This window comes from Flavobacterium haoranii, from assembly GCF_009363055.1.
GTDB classification, from domain to species: Bacteria; Bacteroidota; Bacteroidia; order Flavobacteriales; family Flavobacteriaceae; genus Flavobacterium; species Flavobacterium haoranii.
The window spans coordinates 1,047,864-1,071,968 of the sequence record NZ_CP045292.1 but is presented as its reverse complement, the minus strand read 5'-3'; the positions used below and the strand labels follow the sequence as shown (position 1 = coordinate 1,071,968).

The following is a 24,105-nucleotide window of genomic DNA, read 5'->3' as shown; positions in this document are numbered from 1 at the left end:
TAATTCTTATTTAATTAAGACAAAAGTTTCTTCAGCTCTTATTATACTTCCATAAAACGTTTCAGCGCTTACCTTACAATGGTAATTTCCGTTTTCAGCATTAACACCTTTTATTGTGCCATCCCAGCCACGAAGTACATCTCCAGTTTCTGAATAGATTAAAGAACCCCATGTGTCATAAACATCCATACGAACATTTTTAAACCTTTTGTAACAGGTCTATAAGTGTCGTTTAGTGCGTCATTATTTGGTGTAAATGCAGTTGGAACTACAAGTAAATATCCTTTTTCAACTAGTAAGCTTATTGTATGAACATACACACAACCAAAAGGATAAGTAACAGTTTGAGTTACTACATAGTTTCCTTCCAGTACATAAGTATGAATTGGATTTTCTTCGTTTGAAAATGTTCCATCACCAAAGTTCCATAATATACTCACATAATCACCAGTAGCCGTATTTGTAAACTGTATAGGATCTAAAATTGAATATATTCCATAGGCAGTGTATCCATAAGAATTTTGATCGAAAGATGCATTTCCTATAACAGGTATATCAACGTTTAAGCTGTAAGTAGTGGTACAACCTAAGGCATCTGTAGCTGTTAAAATCACTAAACCATCCTGATCAGTGGTCATAAATTCATTGTTAGCGCCACTAACAGTTCCGCTCGACCAACTTAATTGTATTGGCGGTACACCTCCAGAAACTTGTGCTTCAAAAATCTGACTGATGTCTCTTGTTTCGCAATTAACATTAGTATCAGTTTCTACATTCAATGTTAATGGTTGTGGTCGGTTTACACTATATTGTGCTGATTTTGTACATCCTCTTGAATCAGTCACTAAAACAGCATAATTTCCTGATGAAATAGTATTTAAATCTTCAGTAGTTGCTCCATTTGACCAACTATAAGTAAATGGAGGAGTACCTCCAGATACTAATAGATTAATAGAACCACTATTCGCATTATTACAATCTAAAGCATTTTGAATATTTGCACTTAAAACAAGTGGTTGTGGTTCAACAATGATGAAAGTTCTAACAATGGTACATGGTTTTGAATCAACTATAGTAACAGTGTATGTCCCAGGTGCCAAATTATTTCTAACTAAACCTGCAGTACTTCCATCACTCCAAGTTAAAGAGATTGGTTGTATTCCACCAACTAAGTTTAGATTAATGCTTCCATCGTTAGCACCATAACAAGAAATATTAACGACTACCGGATTGATTGTAAATATTGGTGCTTCAGGAATATTTACTACAATTGTTTTAGTACAACCATTACTATCAGTCACTAAAATTGAATAATTACCAGCAGCTAAATTATTTTGATAAAACCCAGTAGCTAAATTATCCCATTGCGCTTGATATGGACCTGTTCCTCCAGTTACAGTTAATGTAATTGAAGCATTGTTAGCGCCATAACAAGTAATCGGTGTTGTGGTTGCTGTAATTATAATATCATCTGGTTGGGTAACAGTAAGTCCTGTTACTGTTTTTCCTCCTCCATTAGCATCTATAACTGTTAGTGAATATACTCCAGCGACTAATCCTGTAAATTGAGGGTTTAAGTTCGTAGAATTTATAATTGATGTGACTAGGTTGCCATTACTATCATATAATTCATAATCATAAGGAGGAACCGATTCTTGAGTGATTAATACTCCTACAGCACCATTATTGTCTCCAAAACAAATCAGGTTTATCGTAAGGCTTAAATCTTGCTGAATAAGTAATTCAGGAGGTTGGGTTAATATAAAAGTTAAAATTATTGGCGCACAGTAACCATCATTTATGGTCACAGTATAGGTCCCAGCTAATAATCCTGATATATCCTCATTAGTTGAAGTGTATCCATTTGGTCCAGTCCAACTATAAGTGTAAGTTCCTGAACCTCCTATTGTCGTAAGGTCAATTGCCCCATCGTTTGCACCAAAAACACTTACATTATATCCATTATAATTTGATAACACTCCAGAAGAAGAAAACGTAGGGTTTACGGTTATACTGTACGTAAACACGTTACCTTCACAAGAAGAACCGTTATTGTTAAAAGTAGCGGTTGCATTGTAAGTAATTGTTAATGGTGCATTCGTACTATTTACCAAAGTTTGAACAGGTATTATGTTGGTTCCACTACTAATAGCACCAGTAATTCCTGATGGAATTGTAGCATTCCATTCATAAGTAATATTTCCTGGAAGGGTTGAATTTAGAGTAACTAATGATGTGTTGGTTTCATTACAAATGGTTTGATTTGGAAGGTCAAAAGTAACATCAGGTCTAGGGTAAACTTCAATTGTAATTGTGTATGTGTTACCCGTACAAATACCTGCAATAGGTGTAACTTCATATACTAAGGTTGAAATAGCATTAGAATTATTCACTAATTGTTGAATAAATTGATTTTGTAATGTTCCATTATTTACCGATCCTGTTACTGTTCCAGAAGGTGTCATTGAAACTAAATTCCAACTATATTGTAAACCAACAGGTAATACATCATTTGAATTTGTTGAATTAAAAATGTATTGTTCTCCACTACAAATTATAGCAGAAACGCTATTTACAACAGGAATCTGATTAATCACCACTTCGGCTGTATTAGAAAGTACACTAGTACACCCACCAGAAGAGAAAGTAATCTCACAATAGTAGTATAAAGTACCCACTGTAGTAGCAGGAGGATTATAAGAAGCGGTAGTAGCACCAGCAATTGCAGTTCCACCAATTGTACTATTGGTAGTATTGCTAAACCATTGATATGTTGGTGTTCCGGTTCCGTTAGTGTAAGCTACCGTTAGAAGAGTAGGAGTTCCATTTTCACAAACCGAACTAGAAGCAGGCTGTGTAGTAATAGCTGGAGCAGGTACAATAATTACAGTGCTAACGGCACTAGTAACATTACAACCTACACCACTTTGAGTAACCACACAGTAATAGTATTGAGTACCTACGGTTGCAGTAGGAGGAGTAAATGTTGCGTTTGTAGCACCTGGAATAAGTGTACCTCCAGTAGTACTATTAGTAGTGTTGCTGTACCATTGGTAAGCAAAAGTTCCAATACCACCAGACACAGTAATCGTTAAATCGGTTGGAGTACTATTTTGACATAGTGTTTGAGTAGCTAAAGCTTGTGTATCTACAATAGGGTCAGCAACCACAATAACTTCAGCGGTATCCGAAGTAGTGCTACCACAGCCATTCCCACTAAGGGTAATAGTTGCATAGAAATAATAGGTTCCAGCAGTAGTAAATGCAGCAGGAGTATAACTTGCGTTAGTAGCACCAGCAATAAGAGTACCACCAGTGTTACTATTAGTAGTATTACTATACCATTGGTAGGTTGGAGTTCCCACACCACCTGTATATGCTACTGTTAATGGAGCAATAGTTCCGCCCACACAAATAGATTGTGTTGTTGTCGGTTGAGTAGATACTGTTGGTAAAGGATTAATCACTACTTCCGCTGTATTAGAAAGTACGCTAGTACAACCACCAGAAGAGAAAGTAATCTCACAATAGTAGTATAAAGTACCCACTGTTGAAGCAGGAGGATTATAAGAAGCGGTAGTAGCACCAGCAATTGCAGTTCCACCAATTGTACTATTAGTAGTATTGCTAAACCATTGATATGTTGGTGTTCCGGTTCCGTTAGTGTAAGCTACCGTTAGAAGAGTAGGAGTTCCATTTTCACAAACCGAACTAGAAGCAGGCTGTGTAGTAATAGCTGGAGCAGGTACAATAATTACAGTGCTCACGGCACTAGTAACATTACAACCTACACCACTTTGAGTAACAACGCAGTAATAGTATTGAGTACCTACAGTTGCAGTAGGAGGAGTAAATGTTGCGTTAGTAGCACCTGGAATAAGTGTACCTCCAGTAGTACTATTAGTAGTGTTGCTGTACCATTGGTAAGCAAAAGTTCCAATACCACCAGACACATTAATAGTTAAATCAGTTGGAGTACTATTTTGACATAGTGTTTGAGTAGCTAAAGCTTGTGTATCTACAATAGGGTCAGCAACCACAATAACTTCAGCGGTATCCGAAGTTGCGCTACCACAGCCATTCCCACTAAGGGTAATAGTTGCATAGAAATAATAGGTTCCAGCAGCAGTAAATGCAGCAGGAGTATAACTTGCGTTAGTAGCACCAGTAATTAGAGTACCACCAGTGTTACTATTAGTAGTATTACTATACCATTGGTAGGTTGGAGTTCCCACACCACCTGTATATGCTACTGTTAATGGAGCAATAGTTCCACCCACACAAATAGATTGTGTTGTTGTCGGTTGAGTAGATATTGTTGGTAAAGGATTAATCACAACTTCCGCTGTATTAGAAAGTACACTAGTACAACCACCAGAAGAGAAAGTAATCTCACAATAGTAGTATAAAGTACCCACTGTAGTAGCAGGAGGGTTATAAGAAGCGGTAGTAGCACCAGCAATTGCAGTTCCACCAATTGTACTATTGGTAGTATTGCTAAACCATTGATATGTTGGTGTTCCGGTTCCGTTAGTGTAAGCTACCGTTAGAAGAGTAGGAGTTCCATTTTCACAAACCGAACTAGAAGCTGGCTGTGTAGTAATAGCTGGAGCAGGTACAATAATTACTGTGCTCACGGCACTAGTAATATTACAACCTACACCACTTTGAGTAACCACACAGTAATAGTATTGAGTACCTACGGTTGCAGTAGGAGGAGTAAATGTTGCGTTAGTAGCACCTGGAATAAGTGTACCTCCAGTAGTACTATTAGTAGTGTTGCTGTACCATTGGTAAGCAAAAGTTCCAATACCACCAGACACATTAATAGTTAAATCAGTTGGAGTACTATTTTGACAAAGTGTTTGAGTAGCTAAAGCTTGTGTATCTACAATAGGGTCAGCAACCACAATAACTTCAGCGGTATCCGAAGTTGCGCTACCACAGCCATTCCCACTAAGGGTAATAGTTGCATAGAAATAATAGGTTCCAGCAGCAGTAAATGCAGCAGGAGTATAACTTGCGTTAGTAGCACCAGTAATTAGAGTACCACCAGTGTTACTATTAGTAGTATTACTATACCATTGGTAGGTTGGAGTTCCCACACCACCTGTATATGCTACTGTTAATGGAGCAATAGTTCCACCCACACAAATAGATTGTGTAGTTGTAGGTTGAGTAGATATTGTTGGTAAAGGATTAATCACAACTTCGGCTGTATTAGAAAGTACACTAGTACACCCACCAGAAGAGAAAGTAATCTCACAATAGTAGTATAAAGTACCCACTGTAGTAGCAGGAGGATTATAAGAAGCGGTAGTAGCACCAGCAATTGCAGTTCCACCAATTGTACTATTGGTAGTATTGCTAAACCATTGATATGTTGGTGTTCCGGTTCCGTTAGTGTAAGCTACCGTTAGAAGAGTAGGAGTTCCATTTTCACAAACCGAACTAGAAGCAGGCTGTGTAGTAATAGCTGGAGCAGGTACAATAATTACAGTGCTAACGGCACTAGTAACATTACAACCTACACCACTTTGAGTAACCACACAGTAATAGTATTGAGTACCTACGGTTGCAGTAGGAGGAGTAAATGTTGCGTTTGTAGCACCTGGAATAAGTGTACCTCCAGTAGTACTATTAGTAGTGTTGCTGTACCATTGATAAGCAAAAGTTCCAATACCACCAGACACAGTAATCGTTAAATCAGTTGGAGTACTATTTTGACAAAGTGTTTGAGTAGCTAAAGCTTGTGTATCTACAATAGGGTCAGCAACCACAATAACTTCAGCGGTATCCGAAGTAGTGCTACCACAACCATTACCACTAAGGGTTATAGTTGCATAGAAATAATAGGTTCCAGCAGTAGTAAATGCAGCAGGAGTATAACTTGCGTTAGTAGCACCAGCAATAAGAGTACCACCAGTGTTACTATTAGTAGTATTACTATACCATTGGTAGGTTGGAGTTCCCACACCACCTGTATATGCTACTGTTAATGGAGCAATAGTTCCGCCCACACAAATAGATTGTGTTGTTGTCGGTTGAGTAGATACTGTTGGTAAAGGATTAATCACTACTTCCGCTGTATTAGAAAGTACACTAGTACAACCACCAGAAGAAAAAGTAATCTCACAATAGTAGTATAAAGTACCCACTGTAGTAGCAGGAGGATTATAAGAAGCGGTAGTAGCACCAGCAATTGCAGTTCCACCAATTGTACTATTAGTAGTATTGCTAAACCATTGATATGTTGGTGTTCCGGTTCCGTTAGTGTAAGCTACCGTTAGAAGAGTAGGAGTTCCATTTTCACAAACCGAACTAGAAGCAGGCTGTGTAGTAATAGCTGGAGCAGGTACAATAATTACAGTGCTCACGGCACTAGTAACATTACAACCTACACCACTTTGAGTAACCACACAGTAATAGTATTGAGTACCTACGGTTGCAGTAGGAGGAGTAAATGTTGCGTTTGTAGCACCTGGAATAAGTGTACCTCCAGTAGTACTATTAGTAGTGTTGCTGTACCATTGGTAAGCAAAAGTTCCAATACCACCAGACACAGTAATCGTTAAATCGGTTGGAGTACTATTTTGACATAGTGTTTGAGTAGCTAAAGCTTGTGTATCTACAATAGGGTCAGCAACCACAATAACTTCAGCGGTATCCGAAGTAGTGCTACCACAGCCATTCCCACTAAGGGTAATAGTTGCATAGAAATAATAGGTTCCAGCAGCAGTAAATGCAGCAGGAGTATAACTTGCGTTAGTAGCACCAGCAATAAGAGTACCACCAGTGTTACTATTAGTAGTATTACTATACCATTGGTAGGTTGGAGTTCCCACACCACCTGTATATGCTACTGTTAATGGAGCAATAGTTCCGCCCACACAAATAGATTGTGTTGTTGTTGGTTGAGTAGATACCGTAGGTAATGGATTGACAATTACAGAAACACATGAGTTACTTGTATTCAAACATGATGAAGTACTAGAATCGACAACACTTAGTAAACAATAATCAAATGTACCTAATGAAGAGGTAGGTGCGGTTAAAGTAACAGAATTTCCAGAAATAGTGGTTATGGTTTGGTTAGCACCTCCATTAATACTATAAGTAAAAGTATAAGGAGCAACTCCATTAAGACCTGTAAATGTAATAACAGCTGAATTAGAATTTTGGCAAACACTCGCATTTCCTGAAATTGTTGCGCTTGGAGCTGGATTTACTGTTACAGTCAAGGTAAAATTATTGGTACATACGCTGCTACCTGATCCAGAAGTTGCTGTGATATTATAAACTACATTTATTGGATTACTAGTTGAATTGAGAAGTGTCTGGCCTATATTACTTATAGGGGTGTTTTGATTAGAAGCACCTGTTATTCCTGCAGGTGCTGTTACTGTCCAAGTGTAAGTAGTTCCTGATGGTAGAATTATACTTGGTGGATTATTACTTAAGGAAAGGTTAAAAGCATTTCCAGAACAAACAGATAATGTTTGATTAGGTATTTGAGGCCTAGGATTAACTGTTACGGTCAATGTAAAGTTGCTAGTGCAAATAGAAGGTGCAGAACCAGTACTTGCAGTAATTGTGTAGATTACATCGATTGGAGCATTTGTTGTATTAACCAATGTTTGCCCAATAGAACTAACAGGTGTAGTTTGATTAGAAGCGCCTGTAATCCCAACAGGACTTGTAACTGTCCATGTAAAAGTAGTACCCAAAGGTAAAATTACGCTAGGAGGATTATTGCTTAAAGAAACTGTAAAAGCATTGCCTGAACATACTGATAAAGTTTGTGCTGGAACCAGTGGAGATGGATTTACAGTTATCACAAAATCTATAGGAGTTCCAACACATCCATTATTAGATGGAGTAACAGTATAAGTTACCGTACCAGAAGTGTTACTAGGATTTACCAAAGTAGCGCCAGGTATTGTGTTTCCTGTACCCGGAGTTGTAAAACCAGTTATTCCATTTGTAGCGGTTACTACCCAATTAAAAATAGTTCCAGAAGCCATACTTGAAGTAAGATTTATAGGAGAAGTAGTTCCCCCTGTACAAATCGTTTGAGTCAAGTTTGTATTCGTAATAGTAGGCATTTCTTTTAATGTGAATGTAAAAGAAGCTTGATTAGAACCTGCACAATTTCCATTTACTTGCACAGTTATAATATACGTTTTATAAGCTGTAAAATTAATTTGAGGATATTGGCTATTTGCATTTGTTCCACCAACAAAAGAATAATCAGCAGGTGTTACACCAGGACCAGATACTGTCCATGTAAAATTTGTTGGAGCATATGGTGCCACACTATAAGTAGGAGTAGTACCTACTTGACTAAAATCTATTGTGTAACCAGCAGGAGCAGTATCACAAATAGTTAATGTATTAGGATTAAAGCTTACAGTAGGATCTCCAAAAACTTCAATAATTTGTGGAGTTGAAGAAAAAGTCCCACAAGAGTTGGTAACATTTAAAACAACTGAATACGATCCTGGTTGTGTAAATAATATGTTGGCGTTTTGCGAAGATGTATTAGTAGGAGCAATAAATTGATAACCGGTACTAGTGGCAGGTGTTCCAGTAACAGGTGTAACCGACCATGAATAAACTGGTTCCTGACAAGGGATATTTAAAATATTAGACGTATTGGTAAATAAAACTGAAGTACCTGCACAAATTGGAGATTGTGGTGTATTGGTGAATGTAGGAGTAGGGGTAGCTTCAATTTTTATAGTTTTGATCATTTCAGAAACTATCTGACAAAAATCTGGATTAACTGCTAAAAGTTTTATTTCCCAACAACCTGGGATTGTTACTGTTGTAGCTGGAATTGTTAGATCAAAAGTTGAATTTATCCAAGGGCTATTTGCAGGAACTAATGTAAAGGAAGTCTCATTTGGTCTTTTGTAATACCAATAATATAAAACATCATTTAGACAACCATTTGTACCATAAGATCCTGGAATAGTTGTGTTTTGAGCAAAAATGTTTGTATTGATACATTGTTTTTCAGGAATTTCAAAATTTGCTGTAGGAGGACTACTTGTATTTACATTTTTTGAAACTCCATTACCATTGACAGTATAAGTTGCGCAAGTATTATTTAAACCTTTATTAAATAAATCCTTTTTTATTAGATATGAACCATTTGGTTCATTACAAGAGACTGATGTATAAGTATGGTCAATAGTTATTAATTCGAGTAATTGAGCATGAGTGTATTCATTGACAGTACCATCACCAAAATCAATAGTGTATTTTGAGCCATAATAATTTCTTCCAATTCCAGTAATTGTTTTGTCAATTGCAAATGTTACATTTTCATTTACACATATTTGTTCACTTGAAGAGTTCCCTAAACTTGTTGCATTTCCGTGAAATAAAAATACAATTGAGTAAATAGATGTTGAATTAACATTGCTTTTTTGGATTTCAAAAATATAAGTACCAATTCCTAAGTTAGTTGGTAAACTGAATATACCATTTGTATGAGCTATTGGAGTTGTTGTAATTGAGGGAGTTGGTACATCAATTTTACTTACAAGATTTATTGTATAACTAAAATTATTATCATAATTGCAAATTGATATGTCTCTTTGTGGGAGATTAATACCGTTACCACCAGTACTTCCAACTGTTGCAATATCACTTCTGTTTAAACTACCGAATATAGTAAACTCATTACTACAATTTATACAATTAATAAAATTACTGTTTGCAGTTATTGCAGATAAAGCTTTTGGAACTTGAATTGCACTTCCATTAATTACATTAAAACTATTAGTCTCAACACTCAAAACAGGATTTGTCGATCGAACTCTTAATTTGTAAGTTCCTGCAGCTAAGCCATTAGGTAATACTCCATTTATAGCTGGTACATAAAACTCATTTAAAGTGTTTAAGACCGTTGGTGTAGTAAATACTCCTCCAGGATTAGACAATTCTAAAATAAACTGGTTATTCAAATCAAATACACCAGTAGGGTTAATAATTACAGAAACTCCTGAGCCAGGAGTGTAGCTTGCCGAGTTGTTAAAACGAATAAGATTAATTTGTTGTGAATAAAGATTAAAGCTAGTTAAAGCAAAAAAGCAACTTAAAAGTAAAATCTTGTAAAATTTTCCCATGATAATATATTTTAACTTAATTCAATTTTCTACAACATTTTCTATGTTGCAGCACCAAATAAACCGATTGTAAATGAAATCAATATACATCTTTTTATTACAGAAAAAGGTGTGAGTAAAAATAGGTTGAATTGGGGACTATTCAATACGGAAATCCGTACATCTATATTTTTTTCAAAGAAACTAAAAGTTTTCTAAATATTATAATTTTATTCTTGAATTAAATAATTCTATAGAATTTCATAATTATTATTTTACATACTTGTTAATGATGTATTTAGTGACAGGTTTCAAGGCTTTACCTATTTCTGGATGAATTCCGTGAGTATTAAATCAGTCCACTTTTTGCTGACGATTTACAAACAAAGGATTTAATAGCGGCAAACCACAAATAGAACCCTTTACAAACAGCTTTGTACTAGTATTTCAAACCGAAGCTCAAAAAGAAGACATTTTTTGGATAGCCATGAGCCTATGGAAATCCCAATTCTGGATGCCTTTTCTTCGCGGTTCGGTTATTCCGTTCTTATCCCTCTATGAATTCAAAAAAGAATTCAATCCAAAAGCCACCCGATTAATGCGTGAACACGAGCTGCACCATAAAAACATCCAAGCGCTCAAGCTGCTGCAAGAACAAGAAGCACACCACGCAAAAAACATCCACTTAATCAACGAAATCCGTAACGCCATCTTACTCCGTTACAGAAACAAATAACACAAACCTTGCCCCGATGGGCTAGGTTTTTTCATTTCATCAAATTTACAAAAACAATCCCTATCCCGAAGCAAAACAATACATAACGGCAATATAAACGCACCAATTAAATAAAATTGGAAAAAGTGATGCAATTGAGTATAAAACAAAAAAAAGCCCCTGAAATAGGAGCTTTTGATTGCAACTTGTAAGCAATTTTAGTTTTATTGAACCTTGTCTTCCTGTGGAACTCTCGGTTCTTCTTCATCTTGTACAGCGGTTTGCGATACTGCCGACAATACACCACCGCCCAAAACCAAATAACCTGCAGCTGCAACTAATCCAGCCGGCAATGCAATTGGTGAAGCGATGATAGTTCCTCCAACGGTTGCCAAGGCTAAACCAATTGTTCTCAATACTTTGAAAAACTTTGGTGTTGGAGCTTTTACTCTTTGAACGATATTCATTTCATTACTTTTCATGTTCGTGATTTTTAAAGATGGATAATTACTCACTTATTTTTTTTAATTGTTTCGCTTTGGTGTTCGTGAATGCAAAGCATTTCTAATTTTTGTACTCGGTGTTCTAAATAATCTACTTTTTGGTTCAGTAAATCACTGCTACTTTTAAACTCGGTTTTAATTAATAATGCCATGGCATTACAAGTTTAAAATTGAAAATTGTTTTCGATACTAATCTTGTTTGCTTTGTTCTTTGCTAATGCAGCTAGCTTAGGATAAATCATTTGGTAAGCCATAACACTTTGCGTAACGCGGTAATCGCCCTGGATAAGTTGGAACCCAAATCCACAAAGCGGACATCCTGCGGTATCTTCAATCGTATTTCCTGTATGGATATACACATAACTGAAATTTGGTAATCCTGTAATTTCAATCATACCTTCATGAACTTTTCCAAATGCTTTTTTGTAGTTCACATTTTTTGCACCCCAAGTATTAAGCTGCAGTGAATAGGTTCCAGTAGGTATGGCAGTTTGTTCCTTGATTTTTTCAGTTCGTATTTTATCCTCTAGTAAATAGCATTGAAATACTCCATTGATATATAATTGGCTTAATGTACTTTGTTTGCCCTGTGCTACGCGAATGATTTTTGTTTCCATGGGAATTGAATTAGTAAGTTAAAACAAAAAATCCCTCAGAGTTGCTGAGGGATTTGTAAGTAGGATTCTTAAAATGCGTCCTCAATTTTCAAGCAGTTTCCACTTGCAAATAAGTAATAGTTTGAACCTACTTGTTGGTAGAACTCAATTCCAATACCTTGAAGAACGGTAACATCTGCAGATGGTGTGATACCATTTGGCAAAGTTGCTGTAATGGTAGTAGCAGTTGCAGGAGCATACAAGTCCAAGAAAGTGCTGAATTGAACATCACTCACTTCATTCTGTGCTGTGTCAATAGGATCATAACTATTCGTTACAGCATTGTAAGCAAAGTCACTCACTACAGAAAGCGTGTGAATCAATCTAAAGTGAGTAGCACCTGCAGGAGCATTAATCAAATTCGCTGGATTAAACGCAGGAATTACAAAATCAGCAGTGTTTCTTGCTGGGTCATGCGTAACACTGTAAGGAGCATTGAAAATACCATTTAAGGAAGTGTTTTGTCAAACTCAAAACCTACCAAGTAATTTCTTTGAGTGGTAATCTCAATTTTTCGATACCCTCTGGCTTCGGTTTGGTCTTCCAAATTGATTTTCTTCATGATAGCGGTTAAACGCCCTGCTACTTGCGTATCAGACATTTGCTTCACGATTTGTGATAGACCAGTTCTAACTGATTTTCCTGCTTTAGCACAAGCACCAAACTCGTTCATGTTCTCACGAGTTCTTTCAAATTCTGGAGCAGTTAATACTTGCTCCCCTGAAGGTCCACCTACCATTCCGGCAAAGTAACCTTCTTGCCCTTTAATTTTAAAGTGGCGAACATCTCCAAGAGTCCCCACATACTTTAAAACGCCTTTCTGTCTAGCCATTTTGTAAAGATTTTAGAAGTTAATATTTAAGTGAAATTTTATACTCAAATATCATTCATTATCTTTGATTTACAATAACTTAAAATACTGAAAATCAATGCAATATAACGCAAAAGCACCCTATTTAGTGGAAACCCATTGGCAAATAGATGAAGTCAAAGATGGGGACAGCATAATCATTAGCAATCTTTTCACTCGTTTGCGAAAAGAGATACGACTATATGGTTTAGATGCACCAGAAGTAAAGTACAATAGAAAGATGAAAGAGGACGAACAGAAAACACGTTTAGCTGCTCAATTTTTAATCCAATTAGGATTGGAAGCCTTACATTATGTTTTGGAAGTGGCACCGCCTAAAACGGTTGTAACGATAATTACAGAACAGGATAACTTTTATGATTATTGGAACCGACAATTAGGATATGTAATCTTGCCAGGAGGGGAGTGTTTGAATGATTTGCTTTTGATCAATGGATTTGCAAAAGCAACAGACGAATATTATTGTGGACGATTAGCAGAATTTCAAAAAATGAATCGCAAAGCACAACTTAAAAAAAGAGGTATTTACAAGCATGTAAAAAAGTTCTGATTTGTTGTACTTATGTTGTACTAATGAATGTTTGAAAACTAAAAATATCAATAAATATAGTACTTTACAGGCGTAATTACAACAAACCGCTGTTAGCAGAAGTTTTTTTTATTTGAAAGATTTGTCATTTTCTAATATATAATTATGAGAATAATTGTTTTTTGTAAAATTTAAATAATTATCTTTTAAATATTGTAAATAATTTTCTTTACTTCCAAACCTTTTTATCCAAATTTCTCTTGGTTTTTCAATCTGTGAGCTGTAATTACCACACAATAGACATTTATCATTAATTATTGCTTTTTTTTCACAAACTTTACATTTTTTAATTTTTTTTAAAACATAATTTATTTCTTCTTTTATTTTAGTTGATAAAATATTTTGTGGAATATGTCCTAATAATTCAAAAAAATTGATGTGATAATCACTACTAAATGAAATATAGTTATCTCTAAAAAATGAGTTTGATGTTTCTTCATTTGATGACAATTCCTCTTCAGTTAATTTATTTAAGTCAACTTTTATTATATCTAATTCAAGATTTTGTTCAAAAGCTACATATTTAATTTCACTCCATCTTATTTTGTCAAATCTGCCTATTTCATTCTCGTAAATTGGTCCATTATAATAAACAAACCCAAATTTAGAAATTTCTAATATCTCTCTTTTATTAATTATTTCAAGCATACAGCTTGGACATAAATATAAATCTTCAAAATATTCTACTTTATCTGTTGAAGAACAATGACAACAAGTTTTAAAAAGGTCACTAATATAATCTTCTACAATATCGTTTAGAACAGGATTACTCTTGTTTCTTAATCCTTCAATATTAATTGAACCAAATGAAAAATTAAAATGTAATCTGTTTTCTGCATTCCAACCATTGTCTTTTAATTTTAAAAACATCTCTTTTAAAAGACTTTCCCAACCACTAGGAAATTGAAACACTACACAATCAATATAAGTAAAATCGTCAAATTTTGATGTATCTATTCCTCTATTTTTAAGTTCTAATCCAACATTTGTTAAATTCTCTTTAGAATATTTTTCAGAAAATATAAATTCAAATATCAGCATTTCATTTGAAGAATTTTTAATTCTTCTTTTTTCCAATTCATTATGCATTTCTTTAATATATTCATGTGAATAATTTTCACTATTCATAATTTTATGGAGTAAAAAATCATTAGGTTCATTTTCAAACATAATATTATTCTTAAAATTTCTGCTAACGGTCCGCGGCTAAAGAAAGTGGCGTGAGCCAAAACCAAGCCAAACCAAAAATAGACAAAATTTAGAAAATTCGGAGAATTTTCGGGAAATTCTTGACCTAGCCATTTTTTTTAACCGCTGTTGTGCGTAGTACTTATTGAAAATCACTATCTGATAAATTAATTTCAAAAGTAGTTTGTTGATTAATATTAGTTGCTGGAATTACTATGGTTGCAATTTGAGAATTATTTGGAGTAATGTTTCTGTAAAATTTAACTTCTTGATTTGTATTCTTGTCAATGTAGATTGTTCTTGTTTCTGTTCCATTATATTCAGTAATATTACTTAATTCACTATTTAAAGTTAAAAAATGACTAATATGTAATGGAATATTTTGAATGTTATTTGTGTTTATTGTCAGGATGCAAGGGTAAAGTTTTAAAAAATTATAGTTAAATACATTGTTTGAGCCAATATTTCCTATTTCAAGTTTATCTTGATAATAATTCCATATTAAATTATTATGAGAAGGACTTATTGTATAGTAATCTCCTTTACCAGAAGTTGAAAAAGTTAAATGATAATTACCGTTTGAATCCGTGATTGTAGAACCAACATTTTGTATGAAGTCATAAGCAGTTCCTCCATCAGAAACAAATCGTTTTTTATATTCAGAAATAATTAATTCTTGATTTACTATTGGCTCTTGATTTACATTATCAAAAATTACACCTTGAACAGTCGTTTGAATGTTTGCTTCAATAGGATCACTTTCACAACTTGAAAATAAAATTGAAAAAAGGATAAAAAAGATTATTTTATTTTTCATCGTTTTGTTTTTTTAGTATTACGCACAACGGTCCTCGGCTATAAAATTGTGGCGAAAACCACAAACCGAGCCATTCCAAATATAGAATTTAATTTCGAATTTTCGGAGAAAATTCGGAAAATATGCGCAAACCTAGCCATGATTTATAGCCGATGTTATAAGCTGTTTTTTTTATTCGATTTTCATTCCGCTTTCTCTGTCGAAGTTTTCCCTTTCTTCTTTTGTCATTCTATCTCTTAGTAGCTTAATTGAAAATCCGCCATGAAGTTTTGAATTTTTTATGTACATCCAATCACTTATTTCTTTTCTATTTATTTGTACTGTATCACCTAATTTTATGTTTTCTATTTTTTCTGGTAAGTTATCTACAATGCCAATATAATTTTCATTATCAAGTTTTTTGATATTTCCTATCCAAATATGTTCAACAAATCCATTTTCAATAACTCTTTTTTTTAATCCAAAAAAAGTAAAAATTCGAGTATTATTATTCAAAGCAAAGTCAAAACTATCTAGTGTTTGTTTTGCATTTTCAATTGCTTGATTCATTTCAGAATCATCACTTTGAATATTGTAGATTGTTGGTTCGTTTTCTCGATCAATTTTTTTATTTGGATTACAACTTAAAAAACAAATTGAAAAAAACAAACTTAATAATTTGATTATCAAGTTTTTCATAAAATAGCTTATAACGTCCCGCCGGCTTTGTGAAGGCGGGGATTTTTGTTACTGATGTTTACAAATATACCGAAAAGATTGAAAGAAAAAAGCTCAAAAATAGGAGCGAAGTGCAAACACTGACCATTACCGATAAATCCTAAAACCCCGCTTTCACAAAACCGCTGTTAGCTGCTGTATTTTATAGCTTTATTTTTTACTGAATAAATTGAAATATTATTTTCAAGTATTTCTTTTTCAAATTCTGCTGAAGTTTTGCAAAACATGTCCGCTCCACCAATTCCAGATGGGGACATTCTGTTTTCTTCTAAAATATAATCGTTATTTAATAGAAAATATCCCATTTGCATTTCATCAAATTCTTCATTGCCATCAACAATATAATATATATCCTCAATTGTGGTTCCGTAAATTATGTTTTGGAATTTCTCAAGAATTGGTTCAGCTTTAATTTCAATATTCACATTTTCAAAATCCTCATCTCCAGAATATGGAAAACAAATTATTCCATTTCGCTCCAAACGTATGAACGCAATGCTTGTATCAAGCCAATCATTTATTTTTCTATATTCAAAATGGGTTTTTATTTCCAGAATTTTATCTCCAATTAATAAATCAATCTTTTTTCTCTCTCCAATATTTTCAATTTGATGCAGAGCGTCAAAATTTTCAAGTTCCAGTTTTTTACTAAATATTGAAAAGATTTTTTTAAACATTGTTTATTCGTTCTGTTGGGTAATATAGCAGCTAACGGTTCCGCATATACTCTAGTAGCGGACAAATTTACTATATTATTTGTTTTTTACATTACATTACAAGTGCAAAAACGGCTTTTGGTGTTACCCAAAAACCGCTATTGAATATATGCAATGTTACAAGTAGCCTTTTATTCGGGCTTCACTGTTATAGTAATTTCGTCATTGAATTTGTATTCACCTTTTTTATAAATTTCTTTGTTGGCTAAAACAATTTCATATGTATAAATGCCTTTTGGAATGTCAAAAACGCATTCTTTTCCGTCTTTTTGAATGACCATTTCTTTTTTGATAGTATTATCTTCCTCGTCTTTTCCAACAATGATAAAAGTTATTTTGTCTGTAAGTTTGTTTTTTATACAAATACTTTCAATTATTTTAGAATTGTTTTCTTTGACTTCTGATTTATCTTTTTTAAGAAATGATAACCCATTAATAATTATTTCTCCACCTTTTAAGATTTTATCAACATCGGATTGCGAGTAATTAATTGTAGGAATTAATAGAAGAAAAAATAAGAATTTATTTTTCATCATTATAATCATATATCGATTCATAACTTTTAATATATTTATCTTTTTCAAAATATAAATATCTTTCAGGAATATTATCATAATTTAAATTATTATCAATGTCCTTTAAAAATAAATTTAAGTATTTAGAAGTTAAATTTGTATTGTAATGTTTAGTATCTATAGCCAATATATTTTTGTCTAGTTCATAATCATATGACATGTTTTCTGAATCATAATATTCAGCAACTATAAAAAGAGAAACATTATTTTTTTTACAATGATTGTCTATTAATTCTAAAGGATAACAGATTTTACTACTACATTTTGCTCCCCAAATATATATGAAGGATTTGTCGTTTTCTTTTAAACATTTTTTTAAATCGTTACCATTAATTATAAAAACATAGTTTTCTAATTTAGAAAATTTACCATTGATTGTGTCTAAATTCTTAGTATTAATAAAAATTTCTGGTTTTTCTTTTATTGACCTGTCATAATAACTATATAACCCTTTGAAACTACCCTGAACACATGAAGTTAATAATATGAAAGAGAAAAGTAGCAAGGAAGTTAAAATACTTCCTTGCTTAATTGAAAAGTGTTTAATCATATAAATTAACACGATTAAAAATATTACAAATGTTAAAACGCTAAAATATTATTTTTTATTTTATTTTGGTTACAGATTTTCTGTACATTTTGTTAAAATTTCTACTATTTTTTGCGTTCCAATTTTCATAAGGTTACTTGTAACGGTCTCGGCTATGAGTAGTTGCGTGGGTTAGTACTTAACTTTGCAAATATACACCAAACTGAAAATCCGCGAGGATTTTCAGAAGTAGACGAGAACAAGCAATTACTTATAGCCATTGTTGTGGTTAGTGTTTTTTATTTATTTACTCAATTTTAAAATTCTAAAAGCTCCTTGAATTACCAAAACAAAAACTATTGTTCCGATAATCAAATCAGGTTTGCTTGAACTCAACCAGTTTACCAAAAGTCCAGCTGTTATTACTCCTAAATTTATAATCACATCGTTTGATGTGAAAATCATACTTGCTTTCATATGTGCCTCTTCTTTACTTTTTGATTTTTGTAAAATGTAAAGACAAATTCCGTTTGCAATAAGTGCGAAAATTGAAACTATAATCATTGTCGAAAAGTTGGGTAATTTCTCGTCTCCGAAAAATCTCCTTAAAACTTCTACAAATCCAATAATTGCAAGTGTTATTTGAAAATATCCAGCAATTTTGGCAATCCGTTTTTTCTTTATTACTGTTCCGCCAACCGCAAACAAGCTAATTCCGTAAACGAAACTGTCCGCAAGCATATCTAAACTGTCGGCAACCAATCCCATTGATTTTGAGATTATTCCTGTTGTCATTTCAATTATGAAAAACGCAAAATTTATGGCAAGTACAGACCAGAGTAGTTTTTTTTGGTTTGCATTTTCATTAAATTCTGTTTGTTCGGTTTGTTCAGTCGATATTTTCTTTCCGCCTAAATTTAGTTCAAGAACTGATTTTTCAATTTGGTCAGTTTCTCCGATGTGAAAAACGGTCAATTTTCGGTTGGGAATGTCAAAGTCCAAATTCGCAATACTTGAAATTCCGTCCAATTTCATTCGAATTAGATTTTCCTCTGAAGGACAGTCCATTTTGGTAATCTCAAATATTGTTTTATTCATTAAGTTTCTTGGTTTTTCAACATTAACCACAACGTTTTCGGGCTTTGCGTTCGGGCGGGTTTCGGAGCACAAAGTTTCAATTTATTACCAAAGTTTATTCGAAGAACTAAGCTCAATGTTTGCACGTCAGCCCGCCTGACGCAAAACCCGTGTTAGTGGCTGCTCTTCTTTCAGTCGTCAAATTCGATTGCATTTTTTGTCTTTGTCGCCCAGTTAATAATATCATTTCTTACTTTCTGCTTATCATCAACCGTCAGTGTTTGCTTTGTCGGTAATGACCAATTTTTCAAGCTACTGAAATAGAGGATAAGTCCATTCATTCCTAATTCAAACTCAACTTCGGCATTTCTCCCATTGTCAGTAATGTATAAAAATCCGCTACGTCCGTGTGATTTTAAATGAACTCCTTCTTTTGTTAGTAATTCTTGAACTTTATCTTTCTCACGTCTGTCTGTCGCCCATTCTTCTTTAAGTTTCTCCGAGATGTGATGTTGAAAATGTGTGTCGTCAAATTTTATAGTAGTCCAACCAAATGGTGTCGTTGATTTTATATCTTCTGCGTTTCGCTTGATTTGCTTTCTACAATAATTTGCTTTGTCTGTTAAGTTCATTTTTTCGGCAGAGTCAGCAAGCCCACGCCAAAAGTCTTCAGAAAAATAATGTTCCGTTTCGTCAGCAAGTTCAATTAAGCTGTCAAGTGCAAGGTCCCATTCTCTGTTCTCTAAAAATTCAACGCAATTAATAAACTGTCTGTGTGTTCTATAAAATTTAGGCATATAATCAACCAAACGTCTTATAGTCTCCTCAGACGAGAAGTCTATTTTAGGTTGTCTTTTTATGAAGTTGAATAGTTTCACTATCGTCTTTTTAGAGTTGCCACTAACGGTCCGCGGCTAAAGAAAGTGGCGTGAGCCAAAACCAAGCCAACCCAAAAATAGACAAAATTTAGAAAATTCGGAGAATTTTCGGTAAATTCTTGACCAAGCCATTTACTTTAACCGTTGTTAGCAGTAGTTTTTCTAATCAGTTTGAAGTTATAGGTATGGTTCCAACTTTGAATTTTGTTTCTGCTGTATATTTTTTAAAATCTAAACCACAAGTGTGATTATAAATTGATATACAAACTTCTTCGCCAAAAACAAATTCCTTGTTGCTAAAACTCTTAACGAATTTATTTTCTAGTTCTGTTAAAGGTTCACCTTTATTGATTTCGATATTCCAACAGCTATAAAATTCACGAATTATTTTTCCATTATTTGCAATAATCCATTCATAATCACTAGTCTGTGAATCTGCAGAATAATAATTAATTCTATAATTTGAATGTTTAATTAGCATTTTTATTATTTCAATTGGATTATAATTGTATCCATAAATGAAAATCCAATTATCTAATTTTTCGCTTATTATAGTTCTTATTTTATTTTCTTGATTTGGTTTATTCCAGTATGGCCAAATAAAACGTTCAGCATCTTCTAAATCCAAAGTATCTTCAATGTCAAAATTTAAAATTTTAATTAAGTCATTTTGTTCAATACCCTCAATAGCAAATTCAGGAAATGGAATATGCTTAATTTGAAGTGTCTCCGTTTTATTTTCTTGAGAATCAATTTCCTTTATTTGAGTCTTCTTGAATATTTTCTTAAATATATTCATTTGTTTTAAATTACTGCTAACGGTCTCGTATAACCGTCAGTTACGGGATTAAAGATAATGTTTTTCGGTTAAGAACTGGCGTTAGCAATTCCGAGTGGATTCGGACGTAGTCGAATCCGCCGTAATTGCGGTTATACATTGTTGTGTGTAGGCTTTTTATTTCCATTTAGTTTTATTGTCAGTCCGAATAAAATTCCAACAATAATAGCTGGAATAATTCCATACATTAAAATCCAATACATTGGTTTAAAAATGTAATCGTAAAAAGGATTGCTAAATCCGCCAATATTGTCAATTCCCTCTTGGAAAAATCCGATTAGACTTGTCAAAAAAGTAGCTGTAATCAAAGTCAGAATTCCGTATTTTATTCCAGTTAGAATATAATTCCGTTTTTTTACGAGAATTTCAATTCCTGCTTTTTTACCGAAAAAGTATCCCATTCCGTAAAAGAATGCGATTCCCATAATCACATTAAACCAAAATCCAATATCAAAAATCCACGTGAATGATTTTGAAGTTCCGTCCCAAAATATCCAAGTCGGAATCAAATAAGCTAAAACAATTCCAATTGACACAGAAATTGTCGCGACTCGAATTCCAATTTTTTCAGCACTTTCTTTTGTCATTTACGATGCTTTTTTTAGCTTACACACAACGGTCTCGGCTATGAGTAGTTGCGTGGGTTAGCACTTAAGTTTGCAAGTACACACCAAACTGAAAATCCGCGAGGATTTTCAGAAGTAGGCGAGAACCAGCAATTACTTATAGCCATTGTTGTACACCGTTTTTTTATTCAGTTATTTTGGTAAAAATCGTTGATGGTCGTATAATTTTTTTTCTGAAATATAATGTAAAACTAAATTCTGTTTTTGTTCTTTTGTCAAAACCTGTTTGTATTTATTCTGTATTAAAGCTTCCAATCGGTTTAATTCTACTTCAGGTAAATTTTCGAAATACGAAAGAATTAAATCTTTGTCTTCAAGTTCTTCTAAATTTATTTTTGGTAATTCCTCATTGTGTGAAAAGGTTTCTTTCGGTTTTTCTTTGACAACCGTATTTTTATAAGTAGTTGTTATTTCAGGCGTTTTATATTCTTTTCTTTGTTCAGGTTTAGGTTTAGGTGCTGATTTTTCTGTTCGATTTTCAAAATCGGTCAAAGTAATTAGGTCTGAATAGTCCATACTAAATACTTTTTTAATAATTAGTCCGATTAAAATTGATAAGCCAGCTTTTGTTAAGAATTGAAAAACGTCAGTTCCTAATAGTCCAAATGTTCCTAATACAGAAACAACACCATAACCAATAAATGTAAAGCCAAGTATTTGAAATAATTGTTTTTGAACTATATCTATTTTTCTTATTTGATTTCCTAACAGTACACTTATTAGAATAATTGCAAAGCTTGAGATAAAAAGAAATATTGCACCTGAAATTGATGAAGTAGCAAAAGCAGTCAAAGAGTTGAATTTATCACCTTCTTCGAGTGATGAGTAAACTTTTATTGATTTATACAAAACTGTTGCTGTAGATAAGGTTGAAATTCCTAAAAAAATCAGATAAGCATTTATAAGTAAGTTAGATTTTGAATAATAAAGAACTCTGTTTAAAAACCATTTAAAAATAAATAGAATTCCAAACCAAATTAATCCGCTCAAAACTGCAAATCCATTTGCTGTAAATCCGTGAAACCAAGTACCATCTACATAGAAAAATTGATTATAAATTGCATATACAACTAATAATATTGAATAGATGAATGCAATCAATCCTGTAATCTGATAAATTTTCGGTATGCTATTTTCTTTCATAATGTTTAATTCATTTTTCTTTTCGAGCGTGTTGCTCAAATGGTGTACAACGGTATGTGGCTACAAGTAGTGGCGTAAATCAACACCAAGCTATAACAAATATAAACTTATTTTAGAAAATTCGGAGAATTTTCGGAATATTCCTAAACTAGCCATTACTTGTAACCGTTGTTAGCAGTAGTAATTTATCGTTTTTCCTTTGTAAAAAATGGGTCATCAGAATTTTTCGACCAATTTCCTGGAGCATATCCAAAATTTAATTCATCGCTATAAATTTCTTCAACAAAAAGGTCAACACGTTTTCCTCTATTCGAATTTGGTGCAGGTTCACTTTTTTGTGATTTTGCTGGTATATTGTAAATTGTTATTTGCTCATTTTTATAACAATCTCCATTGTCAATAACATAACAAACATTTACTTTAAATTCGTCTATTTTGTATTCAGTTTTATTTGTAACAATAATTTGCAGATTCTCAATTCCACCAATTTCGTAATAAGAATATTTATTTGTAGTTACTGTTAAGAAATCTTGCCAATTATTTCTGTAATTTCTATTCTTTATTGTTTTTTCAGAATTTATTCTTTCACGCTCCGATTTTTGAATTATAGAGTCAGCCTTAATATCCATTAATTCTAATTCTGCTTCACTTGGTTCAGAGTTAATGGCAGAAATAACCAAAACACTAATTAGTAAAATACCTAAACCAATTAAAACGTTTCGTAAAACGTTATTCTTTTTCGTTGGTTTTTCGTAATTTGAAAATTTAGGTGGATTTGAAAAATTTTGTTTTGTATTTTCAAATTTCGGTGGAGTAGAAACAATTATTGTTTTAAGTTCATCTATTTTATCTACAGTTGTCCAATTTTCTAATCCTTCATACCAAATTGGCGTGTCACTTTTTATTTGTAAGGATTTTAATTGTTCAAAATCAAATGGTCCAACTTCAGTTTCACCATTATAAATAAAATATTTTCTCATTAATTGTGTATGTTTTTTATTATTACTGCTAACGGTCACGGCTTACACTTCGGCGCAAACCTTATGAACCAAAGATAACAAAAAATCCGATTAGAAAAAATTCGGCACGAATTTTTTCAGCAAATAGGCGAGAACCTTGCGCTGAGTGTAAACTGTTGTTGTAGTTTCGGCTTTATTATTTACAACGCTTTTCCGCAACGTTAGTCAAAATTCAACACAACGCAATTCAGTAATCATAGTTTATCAAAAGTCAGCGTAAAGTTTTTTTAAGTTCGTAATTCAAGTTAAAAATTCACGCAACAATTTTAAAATCTTTAGTTCAAATACTAGATTTTAAATTTAAAGAAGAACATCACGAATAAGCTGAACTACAACGGTCCGCGGCTAAAGAAAGTGGCGTGAGCCAAAACCAAGCCAACCCAAAAATAAATAAAATTCTGAAAATTCGGAGAATTTTCGGAATGAACCTGACCAAGCCATTTTTTTTAACCGCTGTTACCTGTAGTTGTTTTTTTACAGTTTAGAATTTCCAGAATTTAATCTCTCATAAAATTTTAATTTTCGCCAAATTC

20 protein-coding genes and 1 pseudogene are annotated in these 24,105 nt (G+C 33.2%); 2 read left to right on the top strand and 19 right to left on the bottom strand.

Annotated elements, in window-relative coordinates:
- Window positions 1-6: 6 nt before the first annotated feature.
- The gene (locus GCU34_RS05280) at window positions 7-189 is read right to left on the bottom strand and encodes a hypothetical protein (protein WP_152378371.1); all 183 of its coding nucleotides are present in this window, start codon (window positions 187-189) and stop codon (window positions 7-9) included.
- Window positions 159-10,136: a PKD-like domain-containing protein gene (locus GCU34_RS05275; RefSeq protein ID WP_152378370.1), complete on the bottom strand. Its 9,978-nt coding sequence runs from the start codon at window positions 10,134-10,136 to the stop codon at window positions 159-161. The genes GCU34_RS05280 and GCU34_RS05275 overlap by 31 nt, the downstream gene beginning before the upstream one ends.
- A gap of 373 nt (window positions 10,137-10,509) precedes the next feature.
- On the opposite strand from GCU34_RS05275, the pseudogene GCU34_RS14380 reads away from it, so the two are divergent.
- Window positions 10,510-10,851 (top strand): annotated as a pseudogene (locus GCU34_RS14380) (DUF6943 family protein); the annotation flags it as partial.
- A gap of 203 nt (window positions 10,852-11,054) precedes the next feature.
- Here the strand turns inward: GCU34_RS14380 and GCU34_RS05265 are convergent.
- From GCU34_RS05265 to GCU34_RS13840, 5 genes are all read right to left on the bottom strand, one after another.
- Entirely contained in the window at window positions 11,055-11,312 is a 258-nt protein-coding gene (locus GCU34_RS05265; protein ID WP_317040812.1) for a hypothetical protein, read from the bottom strand.
- Window positions 11,313-11,341: 29 nt separating this feature from the next.
- Window positions 11,342-11,485, bottom strand: coding sequence for a hypothetical protein (locus GCU34_RS13610; protein WP_218587732.1), 144 nt, complete (start codon window positions 11,483-11,485; stop codon window positions 11,342-11,344).
- A gap of 12 nt (window positions 11,486-11,497) precedes the next feature.
- Window positions 11,498-11,950, bottom strand: coding sequence for a DUF5675 family protein (locus tag GCU34_RS05260; RefSeq protein ID WP_072783447.1), 453 nt, complete (start codon window positions 11,948-11,950; stop codon window positions 11,498-11,500).
- Window positions 11,951-12,018: 68 nt separating this feature from the next.
- Window positions 12,019-12,348: a hypothetical protein gene (locus GCU34_RS13845; protein WP_152378369.1), complete on the bottom strand. Its 330-nt coding sequence runs from the start codon at window positions 12,346-12,348 to the stop codon at window positions 12,019-12,021.
- Between the two features lie 89 nt (window positions 12,349-12,437).
- On the bottom strand, window positions 12,438-12,821 hold the full coding sequence (locus tag GCU34_RS13840) for a hypothetical protein (RefSeq protein WP_152378368.1): 384 nt from the start codon (window positions 12,819-12,821) through the stop codon (window positions 12,438-12,440).
- A 97-nt stretch (window positions 12,822-12,918) separates the two neighbouring features.
- Between GCU34_RS13840 and GCU34_RS05245 the strand changes: the two genes are divergently transcribed.
- Window positions 12,919-13,410 (top strand): thermonuclease family protein, encoded by a 492-nt coding sequence (locus GCU34_RS05245; RefSeq protein ID WP_072783460.1) that lies wholly within the window; start codon window positions 12,919-12,921, stop codon window positions 13,408-13,410.
- Between the two features lie 108 nt (window positions 13,411-13,518).
- On the opposite strand, the gene GCU34_RS05240 is transcribed toward GCU34_RS05245, so the two are convergent.
- The 12 genes from GCU34_RS05240 to GCU34_RS05185 all read right to left on the bottom strand — a co-directional run bounded on the left by GCU34_RS05240 (window position 13,519) and on the right by GCU34_RS05185 (window position 23,533).
- Window positions 13,519-14,619: a hypothetical protein gene (locus GCU34_RS05240; protein ID WP_072783462.1), complete on the bottom strand. Its 1,101-nt coding sequence runs from the start codon at window positions 14,617-14,619 to the stop codon at window positions 13,519-13,521.
- Between the two features lie 160 nt (window positions 14,620-14,779).
- A complete protein-coding gene (locus GCU34_RS05235) occupies window positions 14,780-15,454 on the bottom strand; it encodes a hypothetical protein (RefSeq protein WP_072783463.1) in 675 nt (224 codons plus the stop codon).
- 171 nt (window positions 15,455-15,625) lie between these two features.
- A complete protein-coding gene (locus GCU34_RS05230) occupies window positions 15,626-16,102 on the bottom strand; it encodes a YegJ family protein (RefSeq protein ID WP_193702258.1) in 477 nt (158 codons plus the stop codon).
- Window positions 16,103-16,299: 197 nt separating this feature from the next.
- On the bottom strand, window positions 16,300-16,848 hold the full coding sequence (locus GCU34_RS05225) for a hypothetical protein (protein WP_072783467.1): 549 nt from the start codon (window positions 16,846-16,848) through the stop codon (window positions 16,300-16,302).
- Between the two features lie 170 nt (window positions 16,849-17,018).
- Window positions 17,019-17,423 carry a hypothetical protein gene (locus GCU34_RS05220; RefSeq protein ID WP_143146199.1) on the bottom strand — a complete coding sequence of 135 codons (405 nt, stop codon included), beginning with the start codon at window positions 17,421-17,423 and terminating at the stop codon, window positions 17,019-17,021.
- Window positions 17,410-18,012, bottom strand: a complete 603-nt coding sequence (locus GCU34_RS05215; RefSeq protein WP_072783471.1) for a hypothetical protein — start codon at window positions 18,010-18,012, stop codon at window positions 17,410-17,412. The genes GCU34_RS05220 and GCU34_RS05215 overlap by 14 nt, the downstream gene beginning before the upstream one ends.
- A gap of 282 nt (window positions 18,013-18,294) precedes the next feature.
- Window positions 18,295-19,089, bottom strand: coding sequence for a cation transporter (locus GCU34_RS05210; RefSeq protein ID WP_072784133.1), 795 nt, complete (start codon window positions 19,087-19,089; stop codon window positions 18,295-18,297).
- A gap of 170 nt (window positions 19,090-19,259) precedes the next feature.
- Complete coding sequence (locus tag GCU34_RS05205; protein ID WP_178138346.1) at window positions 19,260-19,946, bottom strand: hypothetical protein; 687 nt, start codon at window positions 19,944-19,946, stop codon at window positions 19,260-19,262.
- Between the two features lie 166 nt (window positions 19,947-20,112).
- A complete protein-coding gene (locus GCU34_RS05200; RefSeq protein ID WP_072783473.1) occupies window positions 20,113-20,745 on the bottom strand; it encodes a hypothetical protein in 633 nt (210 codons plus the stop codon).
- A gap of 131 nt (window positions 20,746-20,876) precedes the next feature.
- Window positions 20,877-21,371: a hypothetical protein gene (locus GCU34_RS05195; protein WP_072783475.1), complete on the bottom strand. Its 495-nt coding sequence runs from the start codon at window positions 21,369-21,371 to the stop codon at window positions 20,877-20,879.
- A 171-nt stretch (window positions 21,372-21,542) separates the two neighbouring features.
- The gene (locus GCU34_RS05190) at window positions 21,543-22,553 is read right to left on the bottom strand and encodes a hypothetical protein (RefSeq protein ID WP_072783476.1); all 1,011 of its coding nucleotides are present in this window, start codon (window positions 22,551-22,553) and stop codon (window positions 21,543-21,545) included.
- 185 nt (window positions 22,554-22,738) lie between these two features.
- Complete coding sequence (locus GCU34_RS05185) at window positions 22,739-23,533, bottom strand: DUF4339 domain-containing protein (protein WP_072783478.1); 795 nt, start codon at window positions 23,531-23,533, stop codon at window positions 22,739-22,741.
- Window positions 23,534-24,105 lie beyond the last annotated feature (572 nt).